Source organism: Variovorax fucosicus, from assembly GCF_030316825.1.
Taxonomy (GTDB): Bacteria; Pseudomonadota; Gammaproteobacteria; order Burkholderiales; family Burkholderiaceae_C; genus Variovorax; species Variovorax fucosicus.
On the sequence record NZ_JASZYU010000001.1, the window covers coordinates 1,088,895 to 1,114,580 of the forward strand.

Genomic DNA, 25,686 nt, shown 5'->3' on the forward strand with positions numbered 1-25,686 from the left:
GCTATCGAAGGGTGCTAACGGAGGTTATCAGCGATGGCCTGGAAGGCGCGCATGTGCAGGCCGTGCAGGGGGCCGTTGGCGGCGGCGGGGGTGGAGCCCAGCCGGACGATCACGACTTCGGCCTTCGGATTCACGTGGATGTACTGGCCGTGGATGCCGGAGGCCTCGAAGGCGCCGTCGGCGTTGTGCAGGATCCACCACTGGTTGCGGTACGAGTAGCCGGGCCGCGCGGCCTGGTTGCCGGCCTTGAACTTCTCGCGGTCGCCGCCGGCCCGGATCATCTCGACCGCTGCCTTCGACACCAGTTGCTGCCGACTGAACACGCCACCGACCTGGCCGTCATTGCGCAACATCTCGCCGAAGCGCGCCAGATCCCGCGCCGTCGCGTTGAAACCCGAACCCATCGACTCGAAGCCGAGCCGGTCGATGTTGATCGACGCGTCGTTCTCGGCGCCCATCTTCGACCACACGCGCTCGCTGAGGTTTTGCGAGAAGGGCTTGCCCGTCACACGGTGCACCAGCCAGCCGATGATCTCGGAGTGCACGGTCTTGTAGGCGAAGCCGGCCCCGTGCTCGCCCTCTTTCTTGAGCGTCTTCAGGAAGGTGATGGTGTCGCGCGGGCCGCTCCAGGTTGGAGGCATCGGCACCAGGCCGGACGAGATCGCGTACTGGATCACTTCCGAGGTCGGGTCGGCATAGTCCTCGCGGAACTTGACGCCGGCCGTCATGTCGAGCGTCTGCTGCACCGTGGCGTCGTCCCATGCCGTGCCGGCCAGTTCGGGCAGGTAGCTCGAGACTTTGGCGTTCGGGTCGAGCTTGCCTTCGGCGATCAGTTGCGATGCCAGCACGCCGGTCAGCGATTTGGTCACCGAGAACACCGCGTGCGGCGTGTTGGGCGTCATGCCGGTCCAGTACCGCTCGAGCACCACGCGGCCCTTGTGCAGCACCACGATCGCGTCGGTGTAGCTGCGCTCGGCATAGGCGTCGATGCCGACGCGCTGGCCGCGGTCGTCTTCGAAGGCAAAGCCCGACCAGTCGCGCTCGGCGCGCGGCAGCTCGGCCGCCCCGCCGGCGCCACGCCAGACGTTGCGGCTCGGCACGAGCTCGCGCATGTGCTGCAGCGTCCACCGGAGGTTGGGAAACTGGCCGCCGTTCTGGAAGGTGATCTGTTTGTCCGCCGGCGGTGGCGAGCCCTGCATCAGCTCCAGCTTGACCGGATCGCTGGCGGTGGCGGACAGCGGCAGCGGCGGCGTCTGGGCCAGGCTCACGACGGCAACGGTCGCAAGCAGGATGCCCGCGCCGGCGCGGACTCGAAAAAGTGCCATGGTTGTGTCTCCGGAATCGTTGGAATGCCGGCCGATTGGAGCCGCAGGCCTGGGCGGACGCAATCGCCCCCGGGACAGGCGCGCGCCGCGCTCACGACTGCATGAGCCGCTTGGCGCGTGAAATCGACATCAGGATGCCCAGCGCCAGCCCCAATGTCACCATCGCGGTGCCGCCATAGCTGATGAAGGGCAAGGGCACGCCCACCACCGGCAGGATGCCGCTCACCATGCCCATGTTCACGAAGGCGTAGGTGAAGAAGATCATCGTGACCGCGCCCGCCAGCAGGCGCGAGAACAGCGTCGGCGCGTCCATGGCGATGGCCAGGCCGCGAAGAATCAGGAAGATGAACGCGGTGATCAGGAACAGGTTGCCGGCCAGCCCGAACTCTTCGGAATAGGCCGCGAAGATGAAGTCGGTCGTGCGCTCTGGAATGAACTCCAGATGCGTCTGCGTGCCCTGCATGAAGCCCTTGCCGCCGACCCCGCCGGAGCCGATCGCGATCATTCCCTGGATGATGTGGAAGCCCTTGCCGAGCGGATCCTTGGACGGATCGAGCAGCGTGCAGATGCGCTGCTTTTGATAGTCGTGCAGCACACGCCAGTCGAAACCGTCGGCGCACAGCGTCGATTCGTAGCCGACGATCAGCGCCACGGCGATCAGCCCGATCACCACCGGCGGCACGATCAGCTTCCATGAGAGTCCCGCAAAGAAGATCACCGACAACCCGGCCGCCAGCACGAGGAGCGAGGTGCCGAGGTCGGGCTGCTTCATGATCAACCCCACCGGAATGGCCAGCAGCGCCGTGGCGACCACGAAGTCGAGCGGCCGCAACTGCCCCTCGCGGCGCTGGAACCACCAGGCCAGCATCAGCGGCATCGCGATCTTGAGAATTTCGCTCGGCTGGATCACCACCCCGACGTTGATCCAGCGCCGGGCGCCCTTCTTGGTGATGCCGAAGATCGCCACGGCAATGAGCAGCGCCACGCCCAGCGTGTAGAGCGGCACCGCGAACGTCATGAGCCGCTGCGGCGGAACCTGCGCCACCACGAACATGATGAAGCCGGCCAGCAGCATGTTGCGGCCGTGATCCATGAAGCGGGAGCCGTGGTCGAAACCCGACGAGTACATCGTCACCAGCCCGGCACAGGCCAGCAGGAACACGGCAAACGCCAGAAAACCGTCGAAGCCCTGGAACACGGGCGCGATGCGGCGCGCGAGCGAGGGTTGCTGGAAGACGGCCGACATGGTGCGCGATTATCGGCGCGCGCGGGGCCGGTTCAATCGAATTGCAGTTGAACGACCGTGCGGCCCGGTCGGCTTTCGAGGGTCAGGCGCGCGCCGATGGCCCGCGCGCGCTGCTGCAGCGCGCGCGGCGCATGCGTGGCGTCAAAGCCGCAGCCGTTGTCGATGGCACGCAGCCGCTGCACGCCGTTGTGCATTCCGGCCTCGATGCGCAGCACGCTGGCGCCGGCATGCTGCAGCACGTTGGATATGGTCTCGAACAACAGGAACTGCAGTTGCCGCATGGCGGGTGCGTCGAGCCGCGCCACCGGCGGGCATTCCTCGACCGCCCATTCGAGTGCCACGCCCGAGTCCGCCAGCCGCGGCGCCAGCCGGTAACGCAGCGCGGCCAGCAGCGCACCGACATCGCCGGCCGGCAGGTGGATCGAATCGATCGACAGCTTGAGCTGGTCGAGCGAATCGCGCAGCGTGCGCAGCAGCCCCGCCTGGCTGGCCTGGCCAGACTGCAACTGGTGGATGGCGGCACTGATGTGCGACCCCACGCCGTCGTGCATATCGCGCAGGATGCGCTCGCGCTCGTGCGTGCGCGCCTGCTCGCGCCCCACCTCGGCCAGCCGCGCGTAGGTGATGGCCAGTTCGCGCTCGCGATCGGCGACCCGGGCTGCCAGCGTGCCCAGCAGCTCGTTGGCCTGCGTGCTGGCCGTGCGGAAACGCCTGATCACGATCGCCAGCAGCGCGATGCCGAAAAACACCGAGGTGTAGCGCACCCAGGTGGTCTCGCCATAGCTGTCGCTGAGGCGGATCATCAGCCAGTCGCGAAATGCGACCGCGACGGTGAGCAGCGCCGCCGACCCGACCAGCACCCGCGCCAGGTTGGGCCGACGCACCGTTGCCACCGCAAAAAAGGCGACATACGCCCCTACGCCGACCAGTTCGAGCGCGAGCCACCCGGTCAGCCAGCGCGGATCGGCCCGGGTCAGCGAAAGCCAGCAGCAGAGGATCGAACCGGTGAACATCACCGCCATGGCCCCCCGCATCCAGGGCATGTAGGCGTTCCGGTGCCAGCCCGCGACGTGGTGGCAGAACAGCATGGCCGACGCCGCCCAGCCCGAATAGCACGCCGTCATCAGCATGCCCCAGGGAACCCATGACAGGGGTGGACTGATGATCGCGGCATCGGCGACGCGCAGCGCCCAGCAGAATTCGGCCAGCGCGGCCCAGAGGTAGAGGCCCTCCCGGCGGCGGCCACCGGCTGCACCCGCATCGAGCTGGGTGAGCCAGAGCGCAAACGCGATCGCGCCGACCACGGCGCTGAAGCCCACCAGCAGCACCGAACCGGTGAAGCGCGAGGCGTAGGCGCTGCTGTATTGCCGCAGCACTTCATCGGACGGCCCGACGATGACGGGCGACAGGCCGGCCCGACGCCCGGTGTCGGCACGCACCCGGATCTCGATCAGGTTCTCGCCCGCCTGCAGCAACTGCGCAGGGATGATCAGGGAGCGCGGCGCCTTGGCATAGTCGGCGCCGTTGCCGCGCTCCATGTCGCCGTGCACGCGCAGCAGCGCGCCGTTGACGCGCAGATCGAAGACGTTGCCCACGCGCGGAATGAACACCGCCCAGGGCTCATCGGGACGGCTCGCCAGCGTGAACGGCAAGTCGAAGCGGGCAGAACCGGGCTGCGCGGCCTGTTCCCGATCCCAGTGGTAGGGCAAGCGCAGGGGTGCCGTGCGGGTCTGGCCATTCACCGTGGTGGTCACGCTGCCACTGTCCAGCGTGATCACTTGCGCCGCGGCGGGCGCAATGGCAGCGCAGCACCACAAGAGCCAGAGCGCGCCAACCCGGGCCCACACGCGCATCAATCCGACCCCGGATGGCGCAGCAGTCCAAGGCGCATGGCCTCGAACACGGCCTCGTTTTTCGAATGCACGGAGAGCTTGCCGTAGAGATGCTTGATGTGCGTCTGCACCGTGTGCACGCTCAAGCCCTGCAGCCGCGCGATCTCGGCGTAGGAGAAGCCGCGCGCAATCAGCGTCAGCACTTCCTGCTCGCGGCCCGAGAGCAGGGAGCGCCCCGGATCCGCCTTCTCGACCGGGCCGACGGAGAGCGGCGGCACTGCGGCAGCCGGCTCCGGTCGGCTCGCCGTCTGCAGCAGCCGGTAACGCGCCAGCACGCGGCGCGCGATCATCGGCGAGATCGGAGAAGCGCCGGCCTTCATCTCGAGGATGGTCTGGGCAATGTCTTCCGGCGCGGCGTCCTTGTGGATGTAGCCGAGCGCGCCGGCCTCGATGCTTGCGAGCACGCTTTCTTCGTCGCCGAACACCGAGATCACCAGCGGCTCGCATTGCGGATAGCGCGCCACCGCGGCCGCGATCACGTCGAGGCCGCTGCCGTCAGGCAACCCGAGGTCGACCAGCACCACATCGGGCGCAACGCCGTCACCCTTGAGCCAGTCGAGTGCCTCGCGCACCGAACCGGCCCCGCCGAGCCACTGCAGTTGCGGGCTGCGCCGAACGCTGGTTTCGAAGAAGGAGCGCGCGTGGCTGTCGTCTTCGACCACCCAGACGCCCCAGGGGCGGGGCACGGAGAGATCCATTGCGTCGATGGGTGGCATGGCAACGAGCATAAAGCCCGTAACACTTGGGAAACATTGCGTGCTTCCCGAATTCATGGGATGCCGGTACAACCATAGACCCCGACACTCGCAACCACCGGGCTCTGCGACAGCGCGCCGGCGCGGAGAATCCGGCGCTCTGACGGGATCGGAAATACAAACAAAAAAAGGCCCGCAGCGCCCGTCCCGACTGCGCAAGCCGCTATGGATTTAATAGCATGCGATCATTGCCAACGACCCATCTGCTTTATTTGCACGGTTTTCGTTCGTCGCCAGGTTCGACCAAGGCGCAGCTGATGGCACGTCGCATTGCAACCACACACCCCAAGGTGCACTGGTGGTGCCCGCAGCTTCCGCCCTCGCCGCGCGAGGCCATCGACCTGATCATGCGCGGCATTGCCTGCTGGCCGCGCGATTCGATGGCAGTGGTCGGTTCGTCCCTTGGCGGCTTCTATGCGACCTATGTGGCCGGCATGACCCGATGTCCCGCGGTGCTGCTGAACCCCGCGGTGCACCCAGCGCGCGACCTGGCCCGCCACATCGGCACGCAGACCCAATGGCACGACCGGGAACAGCACTTCTACTTCCGCTCCGAGTACATCGACGAGTTGCGCGGGCTCGAAGTCGGCGCTCTGCCCCGGCCGGAGCGCTGCTTTGCCATCGTGGCCAAGGGAGACGAGGTGCTCGACTGGCGCGAGATGTCGGCGCGCTACCCGGACAGCCGCGTCAAGCTGCTCGAAAAAGGCGACCATGCACTGTCGGATTTCGAGCGGGCGCACCTGGACGAAGTCATCGCCTTCCTGCAGCCGGCCTAGCGTTTGCCCCCTAGGGTGCGAAGCCCGACCTTCGCACCACCGGCTCCCATTGCTGCCGGAACGTCTTGATCATCTGCGCGGTCTCTGTGGATGTGCTAACCACCGGCTTCAGGTAGAGCGCATCCGAGGCCTTCCGCAACCCGGCGTCCTGCATTACTTCGCGAATGGCGGCCGCCATCAATTGCACCTTGGCCGGCGGCATCGAACTGGGCGCAAAAAAAGCGTTCCACCCCGTGGCATCGATCTTCAATCCGGATTCGCGAAAAGTGGGAAGCGTCGGCGCGAAACTCGACCGCTCCTTGCCGGAGACCGCCAGGATGCGAACCTTGCCGGCCAGGTGCTGGGCGTACAGGGAGTCGACCGTGTCGATCGCGATTGGCAGCTTGCCACCCATCAGGTCCGCCGCGAGCGGCGCCGAACCGCCATAGCCCTTGATTTGCGGCTGGATGCTCAACGCATCACCCACCATCAGTCCAAAGAAGTGAGGGAGGCTGCCAGTCGCCGGCACGCCGAAGATGGCGTCTTCCGGATGCCCCCAGAGCCTTCCCAGGAGAAACATGACGCGATCCAGCTCCAGCTTGGGACTTACCGCCAGCGCAAAGTCATAGCTGCTGACCTGCGATACCGGCACGAAGTCCTTGTCCGGGTCGTAGCCTGCATCCTTAAAGACGAGGGGTGCAACCACCATCACGGCAGGATTGCCCAGCATCAGGATGTTCTGGCCCGCGGGCGAGCGCTTCACCTGCTGCGCCGCCAGCCGGCCGCCGTCGCCGGGGCGGTTTTCGACCGTCACGGGCACGCCCAGCCGGGGGCTCAGCTGTTGTGCGATCAGGCGTGCCATGCGATCGGTGCTTCCGCCGGGCGCATAGCCGACGACCAGCGTGAGCGGGCCGTCCAGGGCTTGGGCCTGCGCGCCGCAAACGGCCAGCGCAATGCTCCATGCGATGACGAGCTTTCGCCGGGAAAAAAGGGCGGCCATGGCGTCTCCTGCTTGTTTGTGGGGGAACGAGGCGACCCTCAAGGGGTGAAGCCCGCGCGTTTGACCACCGGCTCCCACTGCCCGCGAAAGGTTTTGATCATCCGATCCGTCTCGGCCGGCGTGCTGGCAACGGGAGTGAGCTTCATCGCTTCGAACGAGGCCCGCATCGCGGGATCCAGCATCACTTCCCTGATGGCCCGCCCGAGCAGTTGAACCTTGGCGTCCGGCATCGTGCGGGGCGCGAAAAAGGCGTTCCAGCCGGTCGCGGCAACGTCGAAGCCGGCTTCCTTGAAGGTCGGGATGTCCTTGGCGAAGGCCGCGCGGCGGGCACCCGACATCGCCAGGATGCGAAGTTTGCCGCCCTCATGCTGCGGATAGACCGAGTCGAGGGTATCGATTGCCACCGGCAACTGGCCGCCGATCAGATCGGTCTGCAGCGGCGCGGATCCCCGGTAGCTGATGATTTCCGATCGGACGTGAACCGCATCACCCAGCATCAATCCGAAAAAGTGCGGCAGGCTCCCCGACGCCGGCACACCGAAGTTGGCTTTCTCCGGGTTGGCCCTGAGCCAGGCCACGAGATGCGCGAGCTCCCGCACCGGCACTTCGCGGGCCACTGCGACCGCGAACTGGTAGTCGCCGACATTGGACACGGGCCAGAAGTCCCGATCCGGGTCGTAGCCCACATCCTTGAACACCAGGGGCGCGATCACCATGGTGGCGGGGTTGCCGAGCAGCAGCACGTTCTGGCTGGCGGGCGTGCGCTTGACCTGTTGCGCCGCAATGCGGCCACCTGCACCCGCCCTGTTGTCGACAATGACATCCACGCCAAGCCTGGTACGGAGCTTCTCACCGACGAGACGCGCAATCCGATCGGTGGTGCCACCGGGCGGGTAGCCCACGACGATGGTCAACTTGTCGTCCAGCATCGCAGCGCCAGCATGGAGCGCGACCAGCAGCAGGCCTGCCAGCGCCAGAAAGCGCCGGGAAAAAGCAGAAAGCACAGGGATCGTCCTCGTTGCAGCGGCCTCATTGGCGCTGTTACGTATTTATACATTCGCAACAAATAGTTGATCTAATCCACCATTTGCCTCTTTTGGCGCCAAACGAACACCCATCCGTTGTGATGAACGCCTATCCCACTCCCGACTCATTGCTGAACCCTCAATGCCTGGAAGACCTGCTGCTGTACCGGCTTTCGCGCGTGGTTCGCGCCAGCAGCGGAATGGCGACACGCCTGGTGGAAGGCGGGTTCGGCATCACGCGCCGCGAGTGGGGAATGATCGGAATGCTTTCGCAGGTCGAAGAGATCACCTCGTCGCAACTGGCCGAGCGATTGCATCTGGATCGCGTGCGCACCTCGCGGGGGCTTCGCAGCCTGACCGAGAAAAAGCTGGTGGAGCGACGGCAGCTCGTCGCGGATCGCCGCGAGGTGCATGTGCGCCTGAGCAACAGCGGCCGCCAGTTGTTCGGCGAGCTGTTTCCCCGGGTGGCACGTCTCAACGGCGATCTTCTTGACGGCCTCCCCGCCGAGCACGTCGACGTGCTGCTGCAGTGCCTGCAGCGGCTCGAGGCGCGCGGCCACCAGCTCAATGCCCAGGGGGTGGTGACCGACAAGGCCGATCGGCGCGCGGGCGGCACCCGCCATCGGTGGCCGGAACGCGAGCCCTGAGTTGCAGGGCCGCGACGAAAACCGTCAGCGCTGCGGCATGTCCTTGGCCGAGTAGCCCAGGCTCACGGTCGCATCGTCCGGGATGGAGGGCATCGTGGCGTTCCAGGCCTCCCAGGCGGCGCGCATGGTGGCAAGGCGCTCGGGCTCCCGTTTGGCGCGATTGGCGCGTTCGCGCTCGTCGGCCGGGATGTTGAACAGGTAGTCGTTGCCGTCGACCCGCAGGTATTTCCAGTCGCCATCGCGCAGCGCGCGCTGGTCGCGGTGGTTCATGCGCCAGTGCAGCGGGCGGGCAAATTGCGCCGCCGGGTCGCGCAGCACCGGCAGCAGGGACACGCCGTCAAGTGGGAACGCGGGGTCGGCTGGCGCGCTGGCCACGTCGAGCATGGTGGCTGACCAGTCCATCGTCATGCAGTGCTGGGTGCTCTCGCCGCCGGGCGAGATGGCGGCGGGCCAGTGCGCGATCCAGGGCACCCGGATGCCGCCTTCGGTCAGATCCATCTTGCCGCCGACCAGCGGCCAGTTGTCGGAGAAGCGCTCGCCGCCGTTGTCGCTGGTGAACACCACCAGCGTGTTGTCGGCGATGCCCTGCTTTTCGAGCGCCGCAATGATCCAGCCGATGCCCTCGTCCATGTGATGGATCATGCGGCGGTAGGTTTCGATGTTGCCGCCGTCAAGGTGGAACAGGTTGTCGGCCACCTGCGGTGCCACGCCAGCGTCGTCGCGCGTCTCCCAGGGCCAGTGCGGTGCGGTGTAGTGCAAGCTCAGGAAGAACGGATCCTGCTGGCCGCCCATGCGTTCGATGTAGTCCACTGCATGCTGCGAGAACAGATCGGTCAGATACCCGTGCTCGACTCTCTCCTCCTCGCCCGAATAGAGGTCGTGCGTGCCGCGCGAATCGCAGTGCGTGAAGTAGTCGACGCCGCCCGACAGGGGGCCGAAGAACTCCTCGTAGCCCGAGCGCAACGGGCCGAACGCAGGCGGATAGCCCAGATGCCACTTGCCGATCAGCGCCGTGCGGTAGCCGGCTGCGCGCAGCAGCGATGGCAAGGTGGGGTGCTCGGGCGGCAGGCCGAGCGTTGCGCTGCCGCGGCTCTTGCTGTTGATGGGTTCCTCGGCCGCGCCGCGCAGGCGGTACTGGTAGCGCGCGGTCATCAGTGCGAAACGCGTCGGCGAGCAGACCGGGGAGTTCGAATAGCCCTCGGTGAAGCGCATGCCGCGCGCGGCCAGGCCGTCGAGCACCGGCGACACGGCGCCGAAGTCGGCGTCGCGCCCGCCATAGCAGCCGAGATCGGCAAAGCCGAGGTCGTCGGCCACGATGAAGATGATGTTGGGGCGTTTCATGGGGTTGGGTGGGGCGAGCAGTTGGGTCGCCTCCCCCGCCGACTCTAGGTATTCGACAACGATTGTTCTAATCAACTGTACTGCGGGGTGACCGCGGGCGTCCCGGCGCCGGCCGGCCGGCAATCCCGCTACCCCGCCCTCCCCGCATGGGACAATCTTGCCCATGTTTGTATTGTTTGAAGAAGCCGGCAAATACCTTGGCGGCCGCGTGCTGTCGGAAGCCGAAGCCTCGGCCCAGGTCGAGCTCGAGACCGGCAAGCGGCTCAAGGTCAAAACGGCCAACATCGTGCTGCGCTTCGAGAAACCGGGCCCGCCCGAACTGATCGCCGACGCCCGCGCACTGGCTGCCACGCTGGATCTCGACCTGGCCTGGGAGTTTGCCCCCGAGGGCGAATTCGGCTTTGCCGACCTTGCCGCCGAGTATTTCCAGGACAAGCCCACGCTGGCGCAGCAGGCCGCCGCGCTGTTCGGCCTGTTCGAGGCGCCGCATTACTTCCGCCGCGCCGGCAAGGGCCGCTTCAAGAAGGCGCCGGCCGAGATCGTGCAGCAGGCGCTCGCCGCGATCGAGAAAAAGAAGCTCGTGCTGGCGCAGATCGCCGAATGGGCGACCGAGCTGGCCGCCGGCGTGTGCCCGGCGCCGGTGCGCGAGCAGCTCTACAAGATCCTGTTCAAGCCCGACAAGAATGCGCCCGAGTACCGCGCCGTGGTCGAGGCCGCGCGCGCTTCGCAGCGCCCGCCGCTCGAACTGCTCGAGCGCGCCGGCGCCATCGATTCCGCCTACCAGTTCCACTGGAAGCGTTTTCTGTTCGAGAACTTTCCGAAGGGCACGGCCTTCCCGGCCTTGCAGGCCCCGGCCATCACCGACGCACTGCCGCTGGCCGAAGGCGTGCAGGCGTTCTCGATCGACGACTCGCAAACCACCGAAATCGACGACGCACTCTCGGTGCAGGGCCTCGGCAGCGGCACCGTGACGGTCGGCATCCACATTGCCGCACCAGGCCTCGCACTGGTGCCGGGCAGCGCAATCGACCAGGTCGCGCGCCAGCGCATGTCGACCGTCTACATGCCGGGCTACAAGATCACGATGCTGCCCGACGACATCGTGGCGAGCTACACGCTGCAGGAAGGCCGCGACTGCCCGGCCGTGTCGCTCTACGCGAGCTTCGACGAAGCTTCGCTCGAACTGAAAGCCACCGAAACCAAACTGGAGCGCGTGCCGATCGTCGCGAACCTGCGGCACGACCAGCTCGACGCGTTCGTCAGCGAAGAATGGCTGACCGATGCGGCGACACCGAACGGCGACGCACCGGCCACGGTCACCGCGCTGCGCGACCCGCTGTCGTTCCTGTTCCGCTTGGCGCGCAGCCTCAAGGCGCAGCGCGAAGTGGTGCGCGGCAAGCCCGAGAACTTCAACCGGCCCGACTACAACTTCCGCCTCGAAGGCAACACGGGCGAGCCGACCGGCGACGAGCAGGTGCAGATCACGACGCGACGCCGCGGCGCACCGCTCGACCTGATCGTGGCCGAGGCCATGATCCTGGCCAACAGCACCTGGGGCAACTGGCTCGGCGAGTTCGGCGTGCCCGGCCTCTACCGCAGCCAGGCCAGCCTCGCACCCGGCGTGAAGGTGCGCATGGGTACCCGGCCGGCGCCGCATGCGGGCATCGGCGTCAAGAGCTACGCGTGGAGCACCTCGCCGCTGCGCCGCTACACCGACCTGGTCAACCAGTGGCAGATCATCGCGGCCGTGCGCCATGGCAAGACCGCCGCGCTGGCCGCGCCGTTCAAGCCCAAGGACGCCGACCTGTTCTCGATCCTCTCGGGCTTCGACGCCGCCTACAGCACCTACAACGGCTACCAGGCCGGCATGGAACGCTTCTGGACGCTCAAGTACCTGCAGCAGCAGGGCATCACCGAGCTCGACGCGACCGTGATGAAAGACCTGCCGAACGGCGCGCTGGTGCGTGCCGACGGGTTGCCGCTGGTGTTTCCGGTAGCGGGCGCGCAGGAGCGCGGTGCCCACCTGCGCGTGAAGCTCGGCGCCATCGACGAGATCGCGCTCGATGTGCACGGCACGGTGCTGGCAAGGCTCGACAGCGCGCCCGATGCGGCGGCCGCGAATGAAGACGACCGCGGCGACGACGAGGAAGAAGAAGTCGCGGGCCCCATCGCCATTGCGGTCGATCTGGCCGACAGCGAGGCCACCACGGACAACGTGCCCGCATGAACCTGCGCGACTTCAGCGTCCTGCAGATTGCACTCGGGGCGTCGATCCTGGCGCACGGCGTGTTGCTGGGGGTGCGCTTCGCCAACCCCGAGGCCTTCGACCGCGCATTCCAGGAAACGGCCCTCGAGGTCATTCTCGTCAACGCCTCGACCAACGAGAAGCCCGACAAGGCGCAGGCGATCGCGCAGAAGTCATTGGCCGGCGGCGGCGACCTCGAACGCGGCCGCGCCACCAGCCCGCTGCCCCCCTCGGCCTTCACCGCCGTCGGCGACGCAGCGGAAGACGCCCAGCGCCAGGTCGAGTCGATGCAGGCGCAGCAGCAACTGCTGCTGGCGCAGGTCAAACAGCAGCTCGCGGCGATGCCGTTGCCCGATCCGCGCAACCAGGGCGACCCGACCGAGAACAACGCACGCGAGGAAAAGCGGCGCCAGCTGGTCGAACTGCTGGCCGAAATCGAGAAGCGCGTGAACGAAGAGAACGCGCGGCCCAAGAAGCGCTACGTGAGCCCAGCCACGCGCGAGGCCGCCTATGCCATCTATGTCGACACCCTGCGGCGCCGCATCGAGGCGCGCGGCACCGAGCACTTCCCCGAAGCGGCCGGCAAGAAGCTCTATGGCGCGCTGACGATGCTGGTAACGATCAACCACGACGGCAGCGTGATCGGCGCCGACATCGTCGAAAGCTCGGGCAACCTGCTGCTCGACCGGCGGGCCCAGGCAATCGTGCGCAGCATCGGCAACTTCGGCAAATTCTCGGACGCGATGCGGCGCCAGACCGACCAGATCGTGCTGCCCTCGCGCTTCCGGTTCACGCGTGACGAGACGCTCGAGGCACGCCCCTCCGCACCCTGAGAAAGCCATGGACTTGTACTGCGTGATGGGCAACCCGATCGAGCACAGCCGGTCGCCCTGGATTCATGCGCGTTTTGCCGAACTCACCGGCCAAACGCTGGACTACGGCCGGCGCCTGGTGCCGCTCGACGGTTTTGCCGCCGCGGTGGCCGCGTTCCGCGCCGACCCGGCCGGCACGGCGCGAGGCTGCAACATCACGGTGCCATTCAAGTTCGACGCGGCCGCTGCCGCGCAGCATGTGAGCGAGCGGGCCGCGCTCGCGCAGGCCGTCAATCTGCTGGCCTTTCGCGAAGACGGCGTGCATGGCGACAACACCGACGGCATCGGCCTGGTGAACGACATCCTGCTGAACGCCGGTGTCACGCTGCAGGGGCGCGATGTGCTGTTGATCGGCGCGGGCGGCGCTGCCGCCGGCGTGCTGGGCCCGCTGCTCGACGCCGGCGCGCGCCGCGTGGTGGTGGCGAATCGCACGCTGGCCAAGGCGGTTTCGCTGGTGCAGCGCCATGCCGCGCTTGCGCTGCGACACCACGCAGAGATCGAAGCGCAGCAGCTCGATACCGTGAACGGCACGTTCGACGTAGTCGTCAACGGCACCGCATCGAGCCTGGCCGGCGGCGCAGTGCCGGTGGCGGCCAGCGTGCTGAAGCCCGGCGCGCTCGCGATCGACATGATGTACGGACCGGCCGCGGCCGGCTTCATGACCTGGGCGAAGGAACACGGCGCGGTGCCGCGCGACGGACTCGGGATGCTGCTCGAACAGGCAGCCGAGGCATTCGAGATCTGGCGGGGTGTGCGCCCGCCATCGGCCCAGGTGCTGGCCGAGTTGCGCGCGTTGATCGCACGCTGACGGAATGCGCGCGCTGTTTCGCTGGGTGCTGTGCCTGCTGGCCGCAGGACTCGCGCTCGAACTCTTCTTCATTGCGCGCATCGCCGCGATGACGGTGATCGACCCGCAATCGACCACCTTCCAGCGCTCAGAGGCCTGGCAGATCGCCACCCGGGGCCGCGCCAATGCGGAGCGCGACTGGCGGCAGCGTTGGGTGCCCTACGACCAGATTTCCGACACGCTGAAGCGCGCCGTGATCGCGAGCGAAGACGGCGAGTTCATCTACCACCAGGGCGTCGAGTGGGAAGCGGTCGAGAAGGCGCGCCAGCGCAACGCCAAGGCGGAAGAGATCGCCGCGCGTCGTGCCGCCCGGGCCGCTGCCAGCGGCAAGCCGGCACGCCCACCCCGCCTGCGCGGCGGTTCGACCATCACGCAGCAGCTGGCCAAGAACCTGCTGCTGTCCGGCGAACGCACCTTGCTGCGCAAGGGCCAGGAGCTGGTGCTCGCGACGATGCTCGAGGTGCTGCTCGACAAGCGCCGCATTCTGGAGATCTACCTCAACAGCGTGGAATGGGGCGAGGGCATCTTCGGCGCCGAGGCCGCAGCGCAGCACTATTTCAAGAAGCCGGCCGCCCGTCTCAATTCGAGCGAAGCCGCGCGCTTGGCGGTGATGCTGCCCAGCCCCAAGTTCTTCGAGCGGCGGCCAACCTCGCCCTACATCATCGGCCGGGCCGCCACCATCGTGGCGCGCATGCCGTCGGCCGAGCTGCCCTGAAAGAGCCGGCCCGTATCATCGGGCCATGTTGGCAAAGCTCGTAGGGTGGATGTTGCTCGGCGTGGTGCGCCTCCTCACCGGGGCCCAGGCACGCTGGTACGGTTGCCCGCCCAAGGCCGAGCAGCGCATCTACTTCGCCAACCACCAGAGCCATGCCGATCTCGTGATGATCTGGGCCGCGCTGCCCGAAGAATTGCGCAGCATCACGCGGCCCATCGCCGCGCGCGACTACTGGGCCAACACGCCGTTCAAACGCTGGATCACGACCGAGGTGTTCAACGCGGTGTATGTGGAACGCGGCACCGCGCCGCCACCTGCCGCACCCGCCATGCCGACCGCGCCTGCAGAGCGGATCGAGCCCTCGATGGAACCGGCGGCGCCGGCGCAGTTGCCGCTGGTGGCGCCCGAACCCACGGTCGAAGCGGCCCCGCCGCCGGCACCCGAAGGCCCCGATCCGCTCGCACCGCTGATCGAGGCGCTGACCAGCGGCGATTCGATCATCATCTTTCCCGAAGGCACGCGCGGCCATGCCGGCGAGCCGCAGAAGTTCAAGTCGGGCCTCTACACGCTGGCAACGCTGTTCCCGGATATCGTGCTGGTGCCGGCCTGGATCGACAACATCCAGCGCGTAATGCCCAAGGGTGAAGTCGTGCCGGTGCCGATCCTCTGCTCGGTGACCTTCGGTGCGCCGCTGCAGGTCGAGGCGGGCGAAGAGCGCCGGCCATTTCTCGACCGCGCGCGCGCCGCGGTGATCGCGCTGCGCGATGTCTGAAGCCCCTCCGCAATGAACCAGTTCCTGCGCAGCCTCACACCGACCCAGCAGGTCGCGGCCCTGTTCGTGATCGTGTTCGGCCTGCTCACCATCGTGAGCGTCGTCACCTTGCTGGTCGGCTTTCGCGAGCGCCGCAATGCCGCGCACAACGAAGCCTGGCAGCGCGAACTGCACGACTTTCGCAACCTGCTGCGCACCAGCTGGTTCATGGTGGTCATTTTCTGGATCGGCTGGGCGCTCGGCGAAGCCGTGGCCACGGTGCTGTTCGGGCTGATTGCCTTCCTGGCGCTGCGAGAGTTCATCACGCTCTCACCCACGCGCCGCGGCGACCACCGCAGCCTGATCCTCGCGTTCTTCGTGGTGCTGCCGATTCAGTTCATCCTGGTCGGCACCGCACGCTTCGATCTGTTCACCGTGTTCATCCCGGTCTACGTGTTCATCGCGATTCCGGTGGTCAGCGCGCTGGCCAACGACCCGAGCCAGTTTCTCGAGCGCAATGCCAAGCTGCAGTGGGGCATCATGGTCTGCGTCTACGGCATGAGCCATGTGCCGGCGCTGTTGCTGCTGTCGTTCCCCAGCTATGAAGGCAAGAGCGCTTTTCTCGTGTTCTTCCTGGTGTTCGTGGTGCAGACCTGCATGGTGGTGCAGCACCTGATCGCGCGCCGCTTCACCTATTCGGCGGCCGAAGGGCGCCCGCCGCTGCAACGCTGGCTGGCGCGCGAACCCTTCGCGCCCAATGTGAGCCGAAGCTTCAACTGGGCGAGCTGGGGCGTCGGTATGGCGATCGCAAGCGTGGTTGGTGCGCTGATGTCGTTCATCACCCCGTTCAGGTTCGACCAGGCACTGGCGATGGCGCTGATCGCATGTGTTGCCGGCTCGATGGGTCATCTGGTGATGAAGGCGCTCAAGCGCGATCGCGGGATTCCGAATTGGGGCCAGAAGGGCGTCGGCGTGACGGGTGCCAACGGCCTGCTCGACCGCGTCGATGCGCTGTGCTTCGCCGCGCCGATCTTCTTCCATTCGGTGCGCTGGTACTTCGGCGTATGAATCAGCACACCCCTAGGCTTCGCGCACTTCGTGTCGCTTCGCCAACCCCCTTGCAGGGGGCAATACCAGCGGCCCGGCGAAGCCGGTTCCGTGGCATTCCTGGAATGGGAGGTACTTGAGATGCGCATTCTTGGCATCGATCCGGGGCTGCAGACCACTGGCTTCGGCGTGGTCGACGCCGACGGCCATGCGCTGCGCTATGTGGCGAGCGGCACCATCAGCACCAAGCACCTGCCGCGAGGCGACCTGCCGGCGCGGCTCAAGGTGCTGTTCGACGGCATCAACGAGGTCAGCGCGCGTTACCAGCCCGATGCGGCCGCGATCGAGATCGTGTTTGTCAATGTCAACCCGCAGTCGACGCTGCTGCTGGGCCAGGCGCGCGGCGCCTGCATCACGGCGCTGGTGACGAGCAAGCTGAGCGTTGCCGAATACACCGCGCTGCAGATGAAACAAGCCGTGGCCGGTCACGGGCAGGCCGCCAAGGCGCAGGTGCAGGAGATGGTGAAGCGACTGCTGTCGCTGCCGGGCGTGCCTGGCAGCGACGCAGCCGACGCACTGGGAATTGCGATCACGCACGCACAGGTCGGGCGGTCCATGGCCCGGCTGGCCGAAGCGGCCACGCTCGCGCGCGCCAGCAGCGGCATGTACCGGCAAGGGCGCACCCGCTGACGGCTCATGCGGTCTTGCATTCGCCGAGTCCGACGTTTGATCTGAGTGCTTCGGTTCCGGGGTGGACTCACGGGCGCTGAGGTTCCGGGGCGGGCTCAGGGCGGCGGGGCACGCTGCTCTGCGAATGTCCCCCGGCCTTCGGCCTCCTCCTTTATTTCGCTGCGCAGCGTACCCCACCGCCCTGATCCTGAAAGCCGCGTGGCCGTTTCGCGCTGAACAGGCAGAGCGTGCCCAAGGCCGATGGTGGTGGGTGGCCCCTGCAGCGAAATAAAGGAGGAGGCCGCAGGCCGGGGGACATTCGCGGAAGGGGCCACCCGCCGCCAGCGGCCTGCGCCTTGCGCCCACGGTCCCACAGCGCAGACCGCAGTTGTGCCCCGCGAACGCCTTTTGCCGGAACGCCGCTAGGCGATGCGCTCCGCGATGAGCACCGCGAAGAAACCGAACGCCGCGAGCAGCGTCCACTTGAGCACGATCCAGCCGAAGCGCCGGTACTTGATCTGCCCGGTGCCCGCATAGAACGCGAACGACACGCCAGCCACCAGCAGCAAAAGCAGGATGGCCCAGCGGAACAGCAGCATCGGCGGGGCGGCCTACCAGGCGCGAGCGACTTCGGCGAAGCCGGTCGGCGCGCGCTTCTCGTCGTCGAAAGTCACGACCTCCCACGTCTCGGGTTGCGCCATCAGCGCGCGCAGCAGCTTGTTGTTGAGCGCATGGCCCGAACGAAACGCACTGTATGCGGCCAGCAGCGGCCGGCCGACCACATAAAGGTCGCCCATGGCGTCGAGGATCTTGTGCTTCACGAACTCGTCGTCGTAGCGCAGCCCGCCGGCATTGAGCACCTTGGTGTCGTCCATGACGATCGCGTTGTCGAGCCCGCCACCGAGGGCCAGGCCCTTGCTGCGCATGTACTCGACTTCCTTGGTGAAGCCGAAGGTACGCGCACGCGCGATGTCGCGGCTGTAGGAGCCGCTGCCGAGATCGAACTCGACGCGCTGGCCGGTCGAATTGACCACGCGGTGGTCGAAATCGATTTCGAAGCTGAGCTTGTAGCCGTGGTACGGATCGAGCCGTGCCCACTTGACGTCGGCGCCCTCGCCCTCGCGCACCTCGACCGGGCGCGTCACCTTGATGAAGCGGCGTGGCGCCTGTTGCAACGCGATGCCCGCGCTCTGCAGCAGGAAAACGAAGGAAGAAGCAGACCCGTCGAGGATCGGTACCTCGTCGGCCGTGATATCGATGCGCAGGTTGTCGATGCCGAGGCCGGCGCAAGCCGACATCAGATGTTCGATGGTCTGCACCTTGGCGCCGCCCGACGACACGGTCGAGGCCAGGCGCGTGTCGGTCACGGCCTCGGGCGTCATCGCGATCTCGACCGGCTCGGGCAGGTCGACGCGGCGGAACACAATGCCGGTGTCGACCGGTGCCGGGCGCAGCGTGAGTTCCACGCGTTGCCCGCTGTGCAGCCCCACGCCGACCGCGCGCGTGATGGCCTTGAGAGTTCGTTGTTGCAGCACGGCGGTGATTTTAGGAGCGCGAGGCGTATGGCGCACCGCGCGCCTCGCTATGTCCGCGATAGTCACAGCCGTTGCCCCTGCAACGGTCAGTCTGCCTGCCTGCGCAGGAAGGCCGGGATCTCGAAGTCGTCCATGCCGCCCGACGACAGCGCATCCACCTTGGCCGCGGCCATCGTGCGGTTGGTGCGCCACACGCTGGGCACTGCCATGCCTTCGTAGTTGGGCTGGCTGCCGGCATGGCCGTTGCCACCGAGGGTCGGCACGTGGAACGGGATGTTGTCGGTGCCGGTGCGGATCACTTCCAGCGTCGGGGCCTGGCGGCGGGCATCCTGGCGCGACAGGCCGGTGGCGACCACGGTGACGCGCATCTCGTCGCCGAGGCTCTCGTCGTAGGCCGCACCGTAGATCACGTGCGCATCGGGCGCCGCGAACTCACGGATCGTCGTCATCGCGAGCTTGGATTCGGCCAGCTTCAGCGAACCCTTCGATGCGGTGACCAGCACCAGCACGCCCTTGGCACCCGAGAGATCGATGCCTTCGAGCAGCGGGCAGGCCACGGCCTGTTCGGCCGCGATGCGGGCACGGTCCGGGCCGCTGGCAGCCGCCGTGCCCATCATGGCCTTGCCGGGTTCACCCATCACGGTGCGAACGTCTTCGAAGTCGACGTTCACGCCGCCGTACTCGTTGATGATTTCCGAGATACCGCCGACGGCGTTCTTCAGCACGTCGTTCGCGTGGGCGAAGGCTTCGGCCTGCGTGACGTCGTCGCCCAGCACTTCGAGCAGCTTTTCGTTGAGGATCACGATCAGCGAGTCGACGTTGGCTTCGAGTTCGGCCAGGCCGCAATCGGCATTGCTCATGCGCTTGCCGCCTTCCCAGTCGAACGGCTTGGTGACCACGCCCACCGTCAGGATGCCCATTTCCTTGGCGATGCGCGCGATGACGGGTGCGGCGCCGGTGCCGGTGCCGCCGCCCATGCCGGCCGTGATGAACAGCATGTGCGCGCCGTCGATGGCCGCGCGGATTTCGTCGACCGCTGCTTCGGCTGCGTCACGACCCTTGTCGGGCTTGCCGCCGGCGCCGAGGCCGTTGCTGCCGAGCTGGATCAGCTTGGGTGCGTTGCTGCGCGACAGCGCTTGGGCATCGGTGTTGGCGCAGGCGAACTGAACGCCCTGCACGCCACGTTCGATCATGTGCGCGACCGCATTGCCGCCGCCGCCGCCAACGCCGATCACCTTGATCTGCGTGCCCTGATTGAACTCTTCTACTTCGATCATTTCGATGGCCATTTCTGACTCCTTGAATTTGCAGTTGCCGTTTGTTTATGAATGAATGTTTTTCGAGCGTCACCGGTGTTGCATCACGAAGGTGGGCCGGTGCGCCGCCATCGCTCATTGAAATGCCGTTGAGGACTGCTGCGGGCCAACCACAGTGGGTAGAAGTTCATGATCAGAAGTTCCCCACGATGAAGTCCTTGAAGCGCCCGAACGCGGTCTTTACAGAACCGTTCTTCTGCGCCACCTTGAAGCCGCGCATGCGGGCGAAGCGGGCCTCTTCGAGCAGGCCCATCACTGTGGCAGCACGCGGCTGCGCGACCATGTCGGACAACGCGCTCGAATACTTCGGAATACCGCGCCGCACCGGCTTCAGGAAGATGTCTTCGCCGAGTTCGACCATGCCGGGCATGACCGCGCTGCCACCGGTCAGCACGATGCCCGAGGACAGCACTTCCTCGTAGCCCGACTCGCGCACCACCTGCTGCACCAGCGAAAAGATTTCCTCGATGCGCGGCTCGATCACGCCGGCCAGTGCCTGCCTGCTCAGCATGCGGGGCCCGCGGTCGCCGAGGCCCGGCACTTCCACCTGCGTGTCCGGGTCGGCCAGCAGCTGCTTGGCAAAGCCGTTCTCGACCTTGATGTCTTCGGCGTCCTTGGTCGGCGTGCGCAGCGCCATCGCGATGTCGCTGGTGATCAGGTCGCCCGCGATCGGGATCACGGCGGTGTGGCGGATCGCACCGTTGGTGAAGATCGCCACGTCGGTGGTGCCGGCGCCGATGTCGACCAGGCACACGCCGAGCTCGCGCTCGTCCTCGCTCAGCACCGCCTGGGCCGAGGCCAGCGGGTTCAGCATGAGCTGATCCACTTCGAGACCGCAGCGGCGCACGCACTTGATGATGTTCTCGGCCGCGCTCTGGGCGCCGGTCACAATGTGCACCTTGGCTTCGAGCCGCATGCCGCTCATCCCGATCGGCTCTTTCACGTCCTGGCCGTCGATCACGAACTCCTGCGGCTCGACCAGCAGCAGCCGCTGGTCGCTCGAGATGTTGATCGCGCGCGCCGTCTCGACCACGCGGGCCACGTCGGCTGCCGTCACTTCCTTGTCCTTCACCGCCACCATGCCGCTCGAATTGATGCCGCGGATGTGGCTGCCGGTGATGCCGGTGTAGACGCGGCCGATCTTGCAGTCGGCCATCAGCTCCGCTTCTTTCAGCGCCTGCTGGATGCTCTGGACGGTGGCGTCGATGTTCACCACCACGCCGCGCTTGAGCCCGTTGCTGGGCGCGATGCCGAGACCGGCCAGCTTGAGTTCGCCGTTGGGCAGTACTTCGGCTACCACCACCATCACCTTGGCGGTACCGATGTCGAGGCCGACGACGAGGTCTTTGTATTCTTTGGGCATGGAATTTCCTCGGGTGTTCTTTACTTCTTCTTGGGGTCGGGTACGACCGTGGTGACGCCGCGCAGGCGCAGCGCATAAGCATCGCGGTGCCGCAGGTCGGCGCCCTCGACGGACGCGACGCTGCGGCCGTACTGTTGCGCGACCTGCGTCACCGACTTCAAAAACTGCGACGTGCGGGCGGCGACCTCTTCGCTGCGGCCGCGGCCGAGTTCGATCGTGGCGCCGGTGTCGAGCACCACCTGCCAGCTGCCGCGGCCCGACAGCGTCAGCTCTTCGATCGCGAGGTCGTACGGCTGGAACAGCGGCGCCATCACGCGGTACATGCCGAGCACCTGGCCGGCCTGGTCGGCGGGCCCGTCGAGTCGCGGCAGCGTGTCGTCGACCTCGGCCACATTGGCCTCGAACACTTCGCCGTAGCTGTTGACCAGCTTCGACGCCGACTCGTCGCCCCAATGGGCAACCGGTACCTGCTCGGTCAGCGTGGCACGCAGGCGATTCGGAAACTCGCGCCGCACCACGGCCTTGCGCACCCAGGGCACCGACTCGAATGCGGCACGCGCCTTGGCCAGGTCGACGGTGAAGAAGTTGCCGGCGAGCTGCGGCGCCACGTTGGCGCGCAGGGTGACCTCGTTGTTGTGCGTGACCTCGCCGTCCACCCGGATCGCGGCCAGCGGAAAGAAGGGCTGGCGCAGCACCCACCATGCCCCCGCCGCCAGCAGCATGAGCGCGCACAGCGCGAACAACAGCGTCGCGGTGAGGTTCATGAGCTTGACGTCGAAGGGAACGGGGATGCTGTCGGCCATCAGACGTGCCCCCCTGAATCGAGCGCGGCCGACGCGAGCACGCGCAGGCACAGGTCTTCGTAGCTGATGCCGGCGGCGCGCGCCGACATCGGCACCAGCGAATGGCTGGTCATGCCCGGCGAGGTGTTCATCTCGAGCAGGAACGGCTTGCGATCGCTCGCGCGGATCATCACGTCGGCGCGGCCCCAGCCCCGGCAACCCAACGTGCGGTAGGCGGCCAGCGTGGCATGCTGGATCTCGCGTTCCTCGGCTTCGGGCAGCCCGCTCGGGCAGTGGTACTTCACTTCATCGGTGAAGTACTTGTTCTGGTAGTCGTAGGCGCCCTCGGGCGCAGCGATGCGCACCACCGGCAGCGCCACCGCGCCCAACCCCTGTCCGAGCACGGCGCAGGTCACTTCCTCGCCCTCGATGAACTCCTCGCAGAGCACATCGGCGTCGTACTTCGCCGAGAGCGCCACTGCATCCTGCATCTGCGAATAGCCCATGACCTTGGTGACACCGATCGAGGAGCCTTCGCGCGGCGGCTTCACGATCAGCGGCAGGCCGAGCACGTCGGGCACGGCGTGGATCTGCTCGCGGCTCTGCTGGTCGAAGGCCAGCCGCACGTACTTCGGCGTCGGCAGGCCGTCGGCCTGCCAGATGCGCTTGGTCATGACCTTGTCCATCGCCACGCTGGAGGCCATCACGCCCGAGCCGGTGTACGGAATGCCGAGCAGTTCCAGCGCGCCCTGCACCGTGCCGTCTTCGCCATGACGGCCATGCAGCGCGATAAAGCAGCGCGCATAGCCATCGCGCTTGAGTTCGGCCAGGTCGCGCTCGGCCGGGTCGAACGCATGGGCGTCGACACCGCGCGCGCGCAGCGCTTCGAGCACGCCGCTGCCCGACATGACCGAGATCTCGCGCTCGGCCGAAGTGCCACCGAACAGCACGGCAACCTTGCCCATGGTTTTTGGATCGATGGGGTTCACAGTGCCCGTCCTTCGCGCGTGAAGCGCTCCGACTTTTGCGATGCGGCGCCGCCCAGCTCGACGACCCTGGCCGGCACCGCGCCGATCGAGCCGGCGCCCATGCAGATCACCACGTCGCCGTCGCGAGCGTTGTCGAGAATCGCCTGCGGCATCGCCGTGATCTCGTCGACGAAAACCGGCTCGACCTTGCCGGCCACGCGCAGTGCGCGCGCCAGCGAACGGCCGTCGGCGGCGACGATCGGTGCCTCGCCGGCGGCATAGACCTCGCCCAGCAGTACCGCATCGGCATTGCCGATGACCTTGACGAAATCCTCGAAGCAGTCGCGCGTGCGGGTAAAGCGGTGCGGCTGAAAGGCCAGCACCAGACGCCGTCCCGGGAACGCGCCACGCGCTGCCGCGATCGTGGCGGCCATCTCGACCGGATGATGGCCATAGTCGTCGATCAATGTGAAGCCGCCCGGCGCCTGCTGGCCTTGCACCGCCACCTCGCCGTAGCGCTGGAAGCGGCGGCCCACGCCCTTGAACTCGGCCAGCCCGCGCTGCACCGCTTCATCGGGCACGTTGAGTTCGACCGCCACGGCAATCACCGACAGCGCGTTCAACACGTTGTGCTCGCCCGGCAGGTTCAGCACCACCTGCAGGTCGGGCAGCGTGATGCCATTGCGGCGCTGCACCGTGAAATGCATCTGGCCGCCGACCGCGCGCACGTCGACCGCCCGCACCTGCGCGTCTTCGTTGAAGCCGTAGCTGGTCACCGGGCAGGACACTTCGGTCACGATCTCGCGCACTGCGGCGTCGTCGGTGCAGAGGATCGCGACGCCATAGAAGGGCATGCGGTGCAGGAAATCGACGAAGGCCTTCTTGAGCTTGCCGAAGTCATGCCCGTAGGTTTCCATGTGGTCGGCGTCGATGTTCGTGACCACCGCCATCACCGGCAGCAGGTTCAGGAACGACGCATCAGACTCGTCGGCTTCGACAACGATGTAGTCGCCGCTGCCGAGCCGCGCATTGGCGCCGGCGCTGTTGAGCCGGCCGCCGATCACGAAGGTCGGATCCAGGCCCGCCGCTGCCAGCACGCTCGCGACCAGGCTGGTGGTGGTCGTCTTGCCGTGCGTGCCGGCGATCGCGATGCCCTGCTTGAGCCGCATCAGTTCGGCCAGCATCAGCGCACGCGGCACCACCGGAATCTTCTTCTCGCGCGCGGCGATCACTTCGGGGTTGTCGGATTGCACCGCGGTCGAGGTCACGACCGCATCGGCGCCGGCGATGTTCGCCGCCGCATGGCCTACGCAGGTGGTGATGCCAAGCCCCTGCAGCCGCCGCAGCGTCACGCTGTCGGCCAGGTCGGAGCCCGAGATCGTGTAGCCGAGGTTCAGCAGCACTTCGGCGATGCCGCTCATGCCCGAGCCGCCGATGCCGACGAAATGGATGTTGCGAATTGCGTGCTTCATTTCGCCAACTCCTCGCAGGCGCGAACAACTTCCGCGACGGCCTCGGTTTTCTGCATCGTCTTGGCGTGCAAGGCCCGCTCCATCAGCGTGGAGCGATCGGTTTTCGTAAGCAAATCAGCCAGCCATTCAGGGGTCAGGTCGGTCTGCTGCACCAGCCAGCCGCCGCCCGCGTCGACGAGGAAGCGCGCGTTGGTAGTCTGGTGGTCGTCGACCGCCGAAGGAAAAGGAACAAACAGCGCGGCAGCGCCCACCGCTGCGATTTCGGTCACGGTGCTGGCACCGGCGCGCGCGACGATCAGGTCGGCATCGGCGTAGGCGCTGGCCGTGTCGTCGATGAAGGGGGTCAGTTCACCCTCGACGCCGGCTGCAGCGTAGTTGGCGCGCAGCTCGTCGATCTGCTTGGCGCCGCTCTGGTGCAGGACGGTCGGACGCGTGGCCGGCCCGATCAGCGCGAGCGCTTTCGGCACCACCGCGTTGAGCGCCCTGGCGCCGAGGCTGCCGCCCACCACGAGCAGCTTGAGCGGGCCGCTGCGGCCCGCGAAACGCGCAGCCGGATCGGGCTGCGACAGGAAAGCGGCGCGCAAGGGGTTGCCGACCCACTTCGCGTTCTTGAGCACGTTCGGGAAGGCGCTGAACACCCGGTCGGCCACGCCGGCCAGCACCTTGTTGGCCAGGCCCGCCACCGAGTTCTGTTCGTGCAGCACCAGCGGCTTGCCGAGCAGCACGCTCATCATGCCGCCCGGAAAGGTGATGTAGCCGCCCAGGCCGATCACGACGTCCGGCCGCACACGGCGCACCACGGCAATGCTCTGCAGGAAGGCGCGAAGCAGTTTGAGCGGCAGCAGCACCAACGTCAGCGGCCCCTTGCCGCGCACGCCGCCGAACTGCACCGGCTCGAACGCGAAGCCGCGCGGCGGCACCAGTTGCTGTTCCATGCTGCCCGGCGCGCCGAGCCAGTGCACGCGCCAGCCGCGCGTGCGCAGTTCTTCGGCCACGGCCAGGCCCGGGAAGATATGCCCACCTGTTCCGCCGGCCATGACGAGTGCGGTTCGACTCATGACCATGAGCGCCCCCTCAAGGGCGATGCGCGAAACACCGCGGAACCGGCTGTGCCGGGC

Annotated in this window: 24 protein-coding genes; 9 read left to right on the top strand and 15 right to left on the bottom strand. The window is 67.0% G+C overall.

What is annotated here, in order from left to right; all coding sequences use genetic code 11:
* Nucleotides 1-14: 14 nt before the first annotated feature.
* The 4 genes from QTI05_RS05080 to QTI05_RS05095 all read right to left on the bottom strand — a co-directional run bounded on the left by QTI05_RS05080 (nt 15) and on the right by QTI05_RS05095 (nt 5,179).
* Nucleotides 15-1,325: a serine hydrolase domain-containing protein gene (locus QTI05_RS05080; RefSeq protein ID WP_286623165.1), complete on the bottom strand. Its 1,311-nt coding sequence runs from the start codon at nt 1,323-1,325 to the stop codon at nt 15-17.
* A 91-nt stretch (nt 1,326-1,416) separates the two neighbouring features.
* On the bottom strand, nt 1,417-2,571 hold the full coding sequence (gene rodA, locus QTI05_RS05085; protein WP_286541705.1) for a rod shape-determining protein RodA: 1,155 nt from the start codon (nt 2,569-2,571) through the stop codon (nt 1,417-1,419).
* A 32-nt stretch (nt 2,572-2,603) separates the two neighbouring features.
* Complete coding sequence (locus QTI05_RS05090; protein WP_286657787.1) at nt 2,604-4,424, bottom strand: sensor histidine kinase; 1,821 nt, start codon at nt 4,422-4,424, stop codon at nt 2,604-2,606.
* Nucleotides 4,424-5,179 carry a response regulator gene (locus tag QTI05_RS05095; RefSeq protein ID WP_444812866.1) on the bottom strand — a complete coding sequence of 252 codons (756 nt, stop codon included), beginning with the start codon at nt 5,177-5,179 and terminating at the stop codon, nt 4,424-4,426. The genes QTI05_RS05090 and QTI05_RS05095 overlap by 1 nt, the downstream gene beginning before the upstream one ends.
* A gap of 218 nt (nt 5,180-5,397) precedes the next feature.
* On the opposite strand from QTI05_RS05095, the gene QTI05_RS05100 reads away from it, so the two are divergent.
* Nucleotides 5,398-5,994: a YqiA/YcfP family alpha/beta fold hydrolase gene (locus QTI05_RS05100; protein ID WP_286541702.1), complete on the top strand. Its 597-nt coding sequence runs from the start codon at nt 5,398-5,400 to the stop codon at nt 5,992-5,994.
* A 10-nt stretch (nt 5,995-6,004) separates the two neighbouring features.
* On the opposite strand, the gene QTI05_RS05105 is transcribed toward QTI05_RS05100, so the two are convergent.
* Complete coding sequence (locus QTI05_RS05105) at nt 6,005-6,973, bottom strand: tripartite tricarboxylate transporter substrate-binding protein (protein WP_286623171.1); 969 nt, start codon at nt 6,971-6,973, stop codon at nt 6,005-6,007.
* A 38-nt stretch (nt 6,974-7,011) separates the two neighbouring features.
* Nucleotides 7,012-7,902, bottom strand: coding sequence for a Bug family tripartite tricarboxylate transporter substrate binding protein (locus QTI05_RS05110; protein WP_286623174.1), 891 nt, complete (start codon nt 7,900-7,902; stop codon nt 7,012-7,014).
* 197 nt (nt 7,903-8,099) lie between these two features.
* On the opposite strand from QTI05_RS05110, the gene QTI05_RS05115 reads away from it, so the two are divergent.
* Nucleotides 8,100-8,645, top strand: coding sequence for a MarR family winged helix-turn-helix transcriptional regulator (locus tag QTI05_RS05115; protein WP_286541699.1), 546 nt, complete (start codon nt 8,100-8,102; stop codon nt 8,643-8,645).
* 24 nt (nt 8,646-8,669) lie between these two features.
* On the opposite strand, the gene QTI05_RS05120 is transcribed toward QTI05_RS05115, so the two are convergent.
* A complete protein-coding gene (locus QTI05_RS05120; protein ID WP_286623175.1) occupies nt 8,670-9,986 on the bottom strand; it encodes a sulfatase family protein in 1,317 nt (438 codons plus the stop codon).
* Between the two features lie 163 nt (nt 9,987-10,149).
* Here QTI05_RS05120 and QTI05_RS05125 point away from each other — a divergent pair, with 163 nt between their 5' ends.
* The 7 genes from QTI05_RS05125 to ruvC all read left to right on the top strand — a co-directional run bounded on the left by QTI05_RS05125 (nt 10,150) and on the right by ruvC (nt 17,153).
* Complete coding sequence (locus QTI05_RS05125) at nt 10,150-12,213, top strand: ribonuclease catalytic domain-containing protein (protein ID WP_286623176.1); 2,064 nt, start codon at nt 10,150-10,152, stop codon at nt 12,211-12,213.
* Nucleotides 12,210-13,064, top strand: a complete 855-nt coding sequence (locus tag QTI05_RS05130; protein ID WP_286623177.1) for an energy transducer TonB — start codon at nt 12,210-12,212, stop codon at nt 13,062-13,064. The genes QTI05_RS05125 and QTI05_RS05130 overlap by 4 nt, the downstream gene beginning before the upstream one ends.
* A 7-nt stretch (nt 13,065-13,071) precedes the next feature.
* Entirely contained in the window at nt 13,072-13,911 is an 840-nt protein-coding gene (gene aroE / locus QTI05_RS05135; RefSeq protein ID WP_286623178.1) for a shikimate dehydrogenase, read from the top strand.
* Nucleotides 13,912-13,915: 4 nt separating this feature from the next.
* Nucleotides 13,916-14,665, top strand: a complete 750-nt coding sequence (mtgA, locus tag QTI05_RS05140) for a monofunctional biosynthetic peptidoglycan transglycosylase (RefSeq protein ID WP_286623179.1) — start codon at nt 13,916-13,918, stop codon at nt 14,663-14,665.
* Between the two features lie 25 nt (nt 14,666-14,690).
* Nucleotides 14,691-15,437 carry a lysophospholipid acyltransferase family protein gene (locus tag QTI05_RS05145; RefSeq protein ID WP_286623180.1) on the top strand — a complete coding sequence of 249 codons (747 nt, stop codon included), beginning with the start codon at nt 14,691-14,693 and terminating at the stop codon, nt 15,435-15,437.
* Nucleotides 15,438-15,449: 12 nt separating this feature from the next.
* A complete protein-coding gene (locus QTI05_RS05150; RefSeq protein ID WP_286623181.1) occupies nt 15,450-16,484 on the top strand; it encodes a phosphatidate cytidylyltransferase in 1,035 nt (344 codons plus the stop codon).
* 120 nt (nt 16,485-16,604) lie between these two features.
* Nucleotides 16,605-17,153 (top strand): crossover junction endodeoxyribonuclease RuvC, encoded by a 549-nt coding sequence (gene ruvC / locus QTI05_RS05155; RefSeq protein WP_286541691.1) that lies wholly within the window; start codon nt 16,605-16,607, stop codon nt 17,151-17,153.
* Nucleotides 17,154-17,554: 401 nt separating this feature from the next.
* Here the strand turns inward: ruvC and QTI05_RS05160 are convergent, their stop codons facing one another.
* The 8 genes from QTI05_RS05160 to murG form a co-directional block, all read right to left on the bottom strand.
* On the bottom strand, nt 17,555-17,731 hold the full coding sequence (locus tag QTI05_RS05160) for a hypothetical protein (RefSeq protein WP_286541690.1): 177 nt from the start codon (nt 17,729-17,731) through the stop codon (nt 17,555-17,557).
* 12 nt (nt 17,732-17,743) lie between these two features.
* On the bottom strand, nt 17,744-18,667 hold the full coding sequence (gene lpxC / locus QTI05_RS05165) for a UDP-3-O-acyl-N-acetylglucosamine deacetylase (RefSeq protein WP_286541689.1): 924 nt from the start codon (nt 18,665-18,667) through the stop codon (nt 17,744-17,746).
* A gap of 86 nt (nt 18,668-18,753) precedes the next feature.
* Nucleotides 18,754-19,956 carry a cell division protein FtsZ gene (gene ftsZ, locus QTI05_RS05170; protein ID WP_286541688.1) on the bottom strand — a complete coding sequence of 401 codons (1,203 nt, stop codon included), beginning with the start codon at nt 19,954-19,956 and terminating at the stop codon, nt 18,754-18,756.
* Nucleotides 19,957-20,116: 160 nt separating this feature from the next.
* Entirely contained in the window at nt 20,117-21,346 is a 1,230-nt protein-coding gene (gene ftsA, locus QTI05_RS05175) for a cell division protein FtsA (protein ID WP_286541687.1), read from the bottom strand.
* Nucleotides 21,347-21,366: 20 nt separating this feature from the next.
* A complete protein-coding gene (locus tag QTI05_RS05180) occupies nt 21,367-22,149 on the bottom strand; it encodes a cell division protein FtsQ/DivIB (protein ID WP_286541686.1) in 783 nt (260 codons plus the stop codon).
* Complete coding sequence (locus tag QTI05_RS05185) at nt 22,149-23,093, bottom strand: D-alanine--D-alanine ligase (protein ID WP_444812888.1); 945 nt, start codon at nt 23,091-23,093, stop codon at nt 22,149-22,151. The genes QTI05_RS05180 and QTI05_RS05185 overlap by 1 nt, the downstream gene beginning before the upstream one ends.
* Nucleotides 23,094-23,113: 20 nt before the next feature.
* Complete coding sequence (gene murC / locus QTI05_RS05190) at nt 23,114-24,568, bottom strand: UDP-N-acetylmuramate--L-alanine ligase (RefSeq protein WP_286623183.1); 1,455 nt, start codon at nt 24,566-24,568, stop codon at nt 23,114-23,116.
* Nucleotides 24,565-25,632, bottom strand: coding sequence for an undecaprenyldiphospho-muramoylpentapeptide beta-N-acetylglucosaminyltransferase (gene murG / locus QTI05_RS05195; protein WP_286623184.1), 1,068 nt, complete (start codon nt 25,630-25,632; stop codon nt 24,565-24,567). Before murG ends, murC begins: the two co-directional genes overlap by 4 nt.
* Between the last annotated feature and the right edge of the window lie 54 nt (nt 25,633-25,686).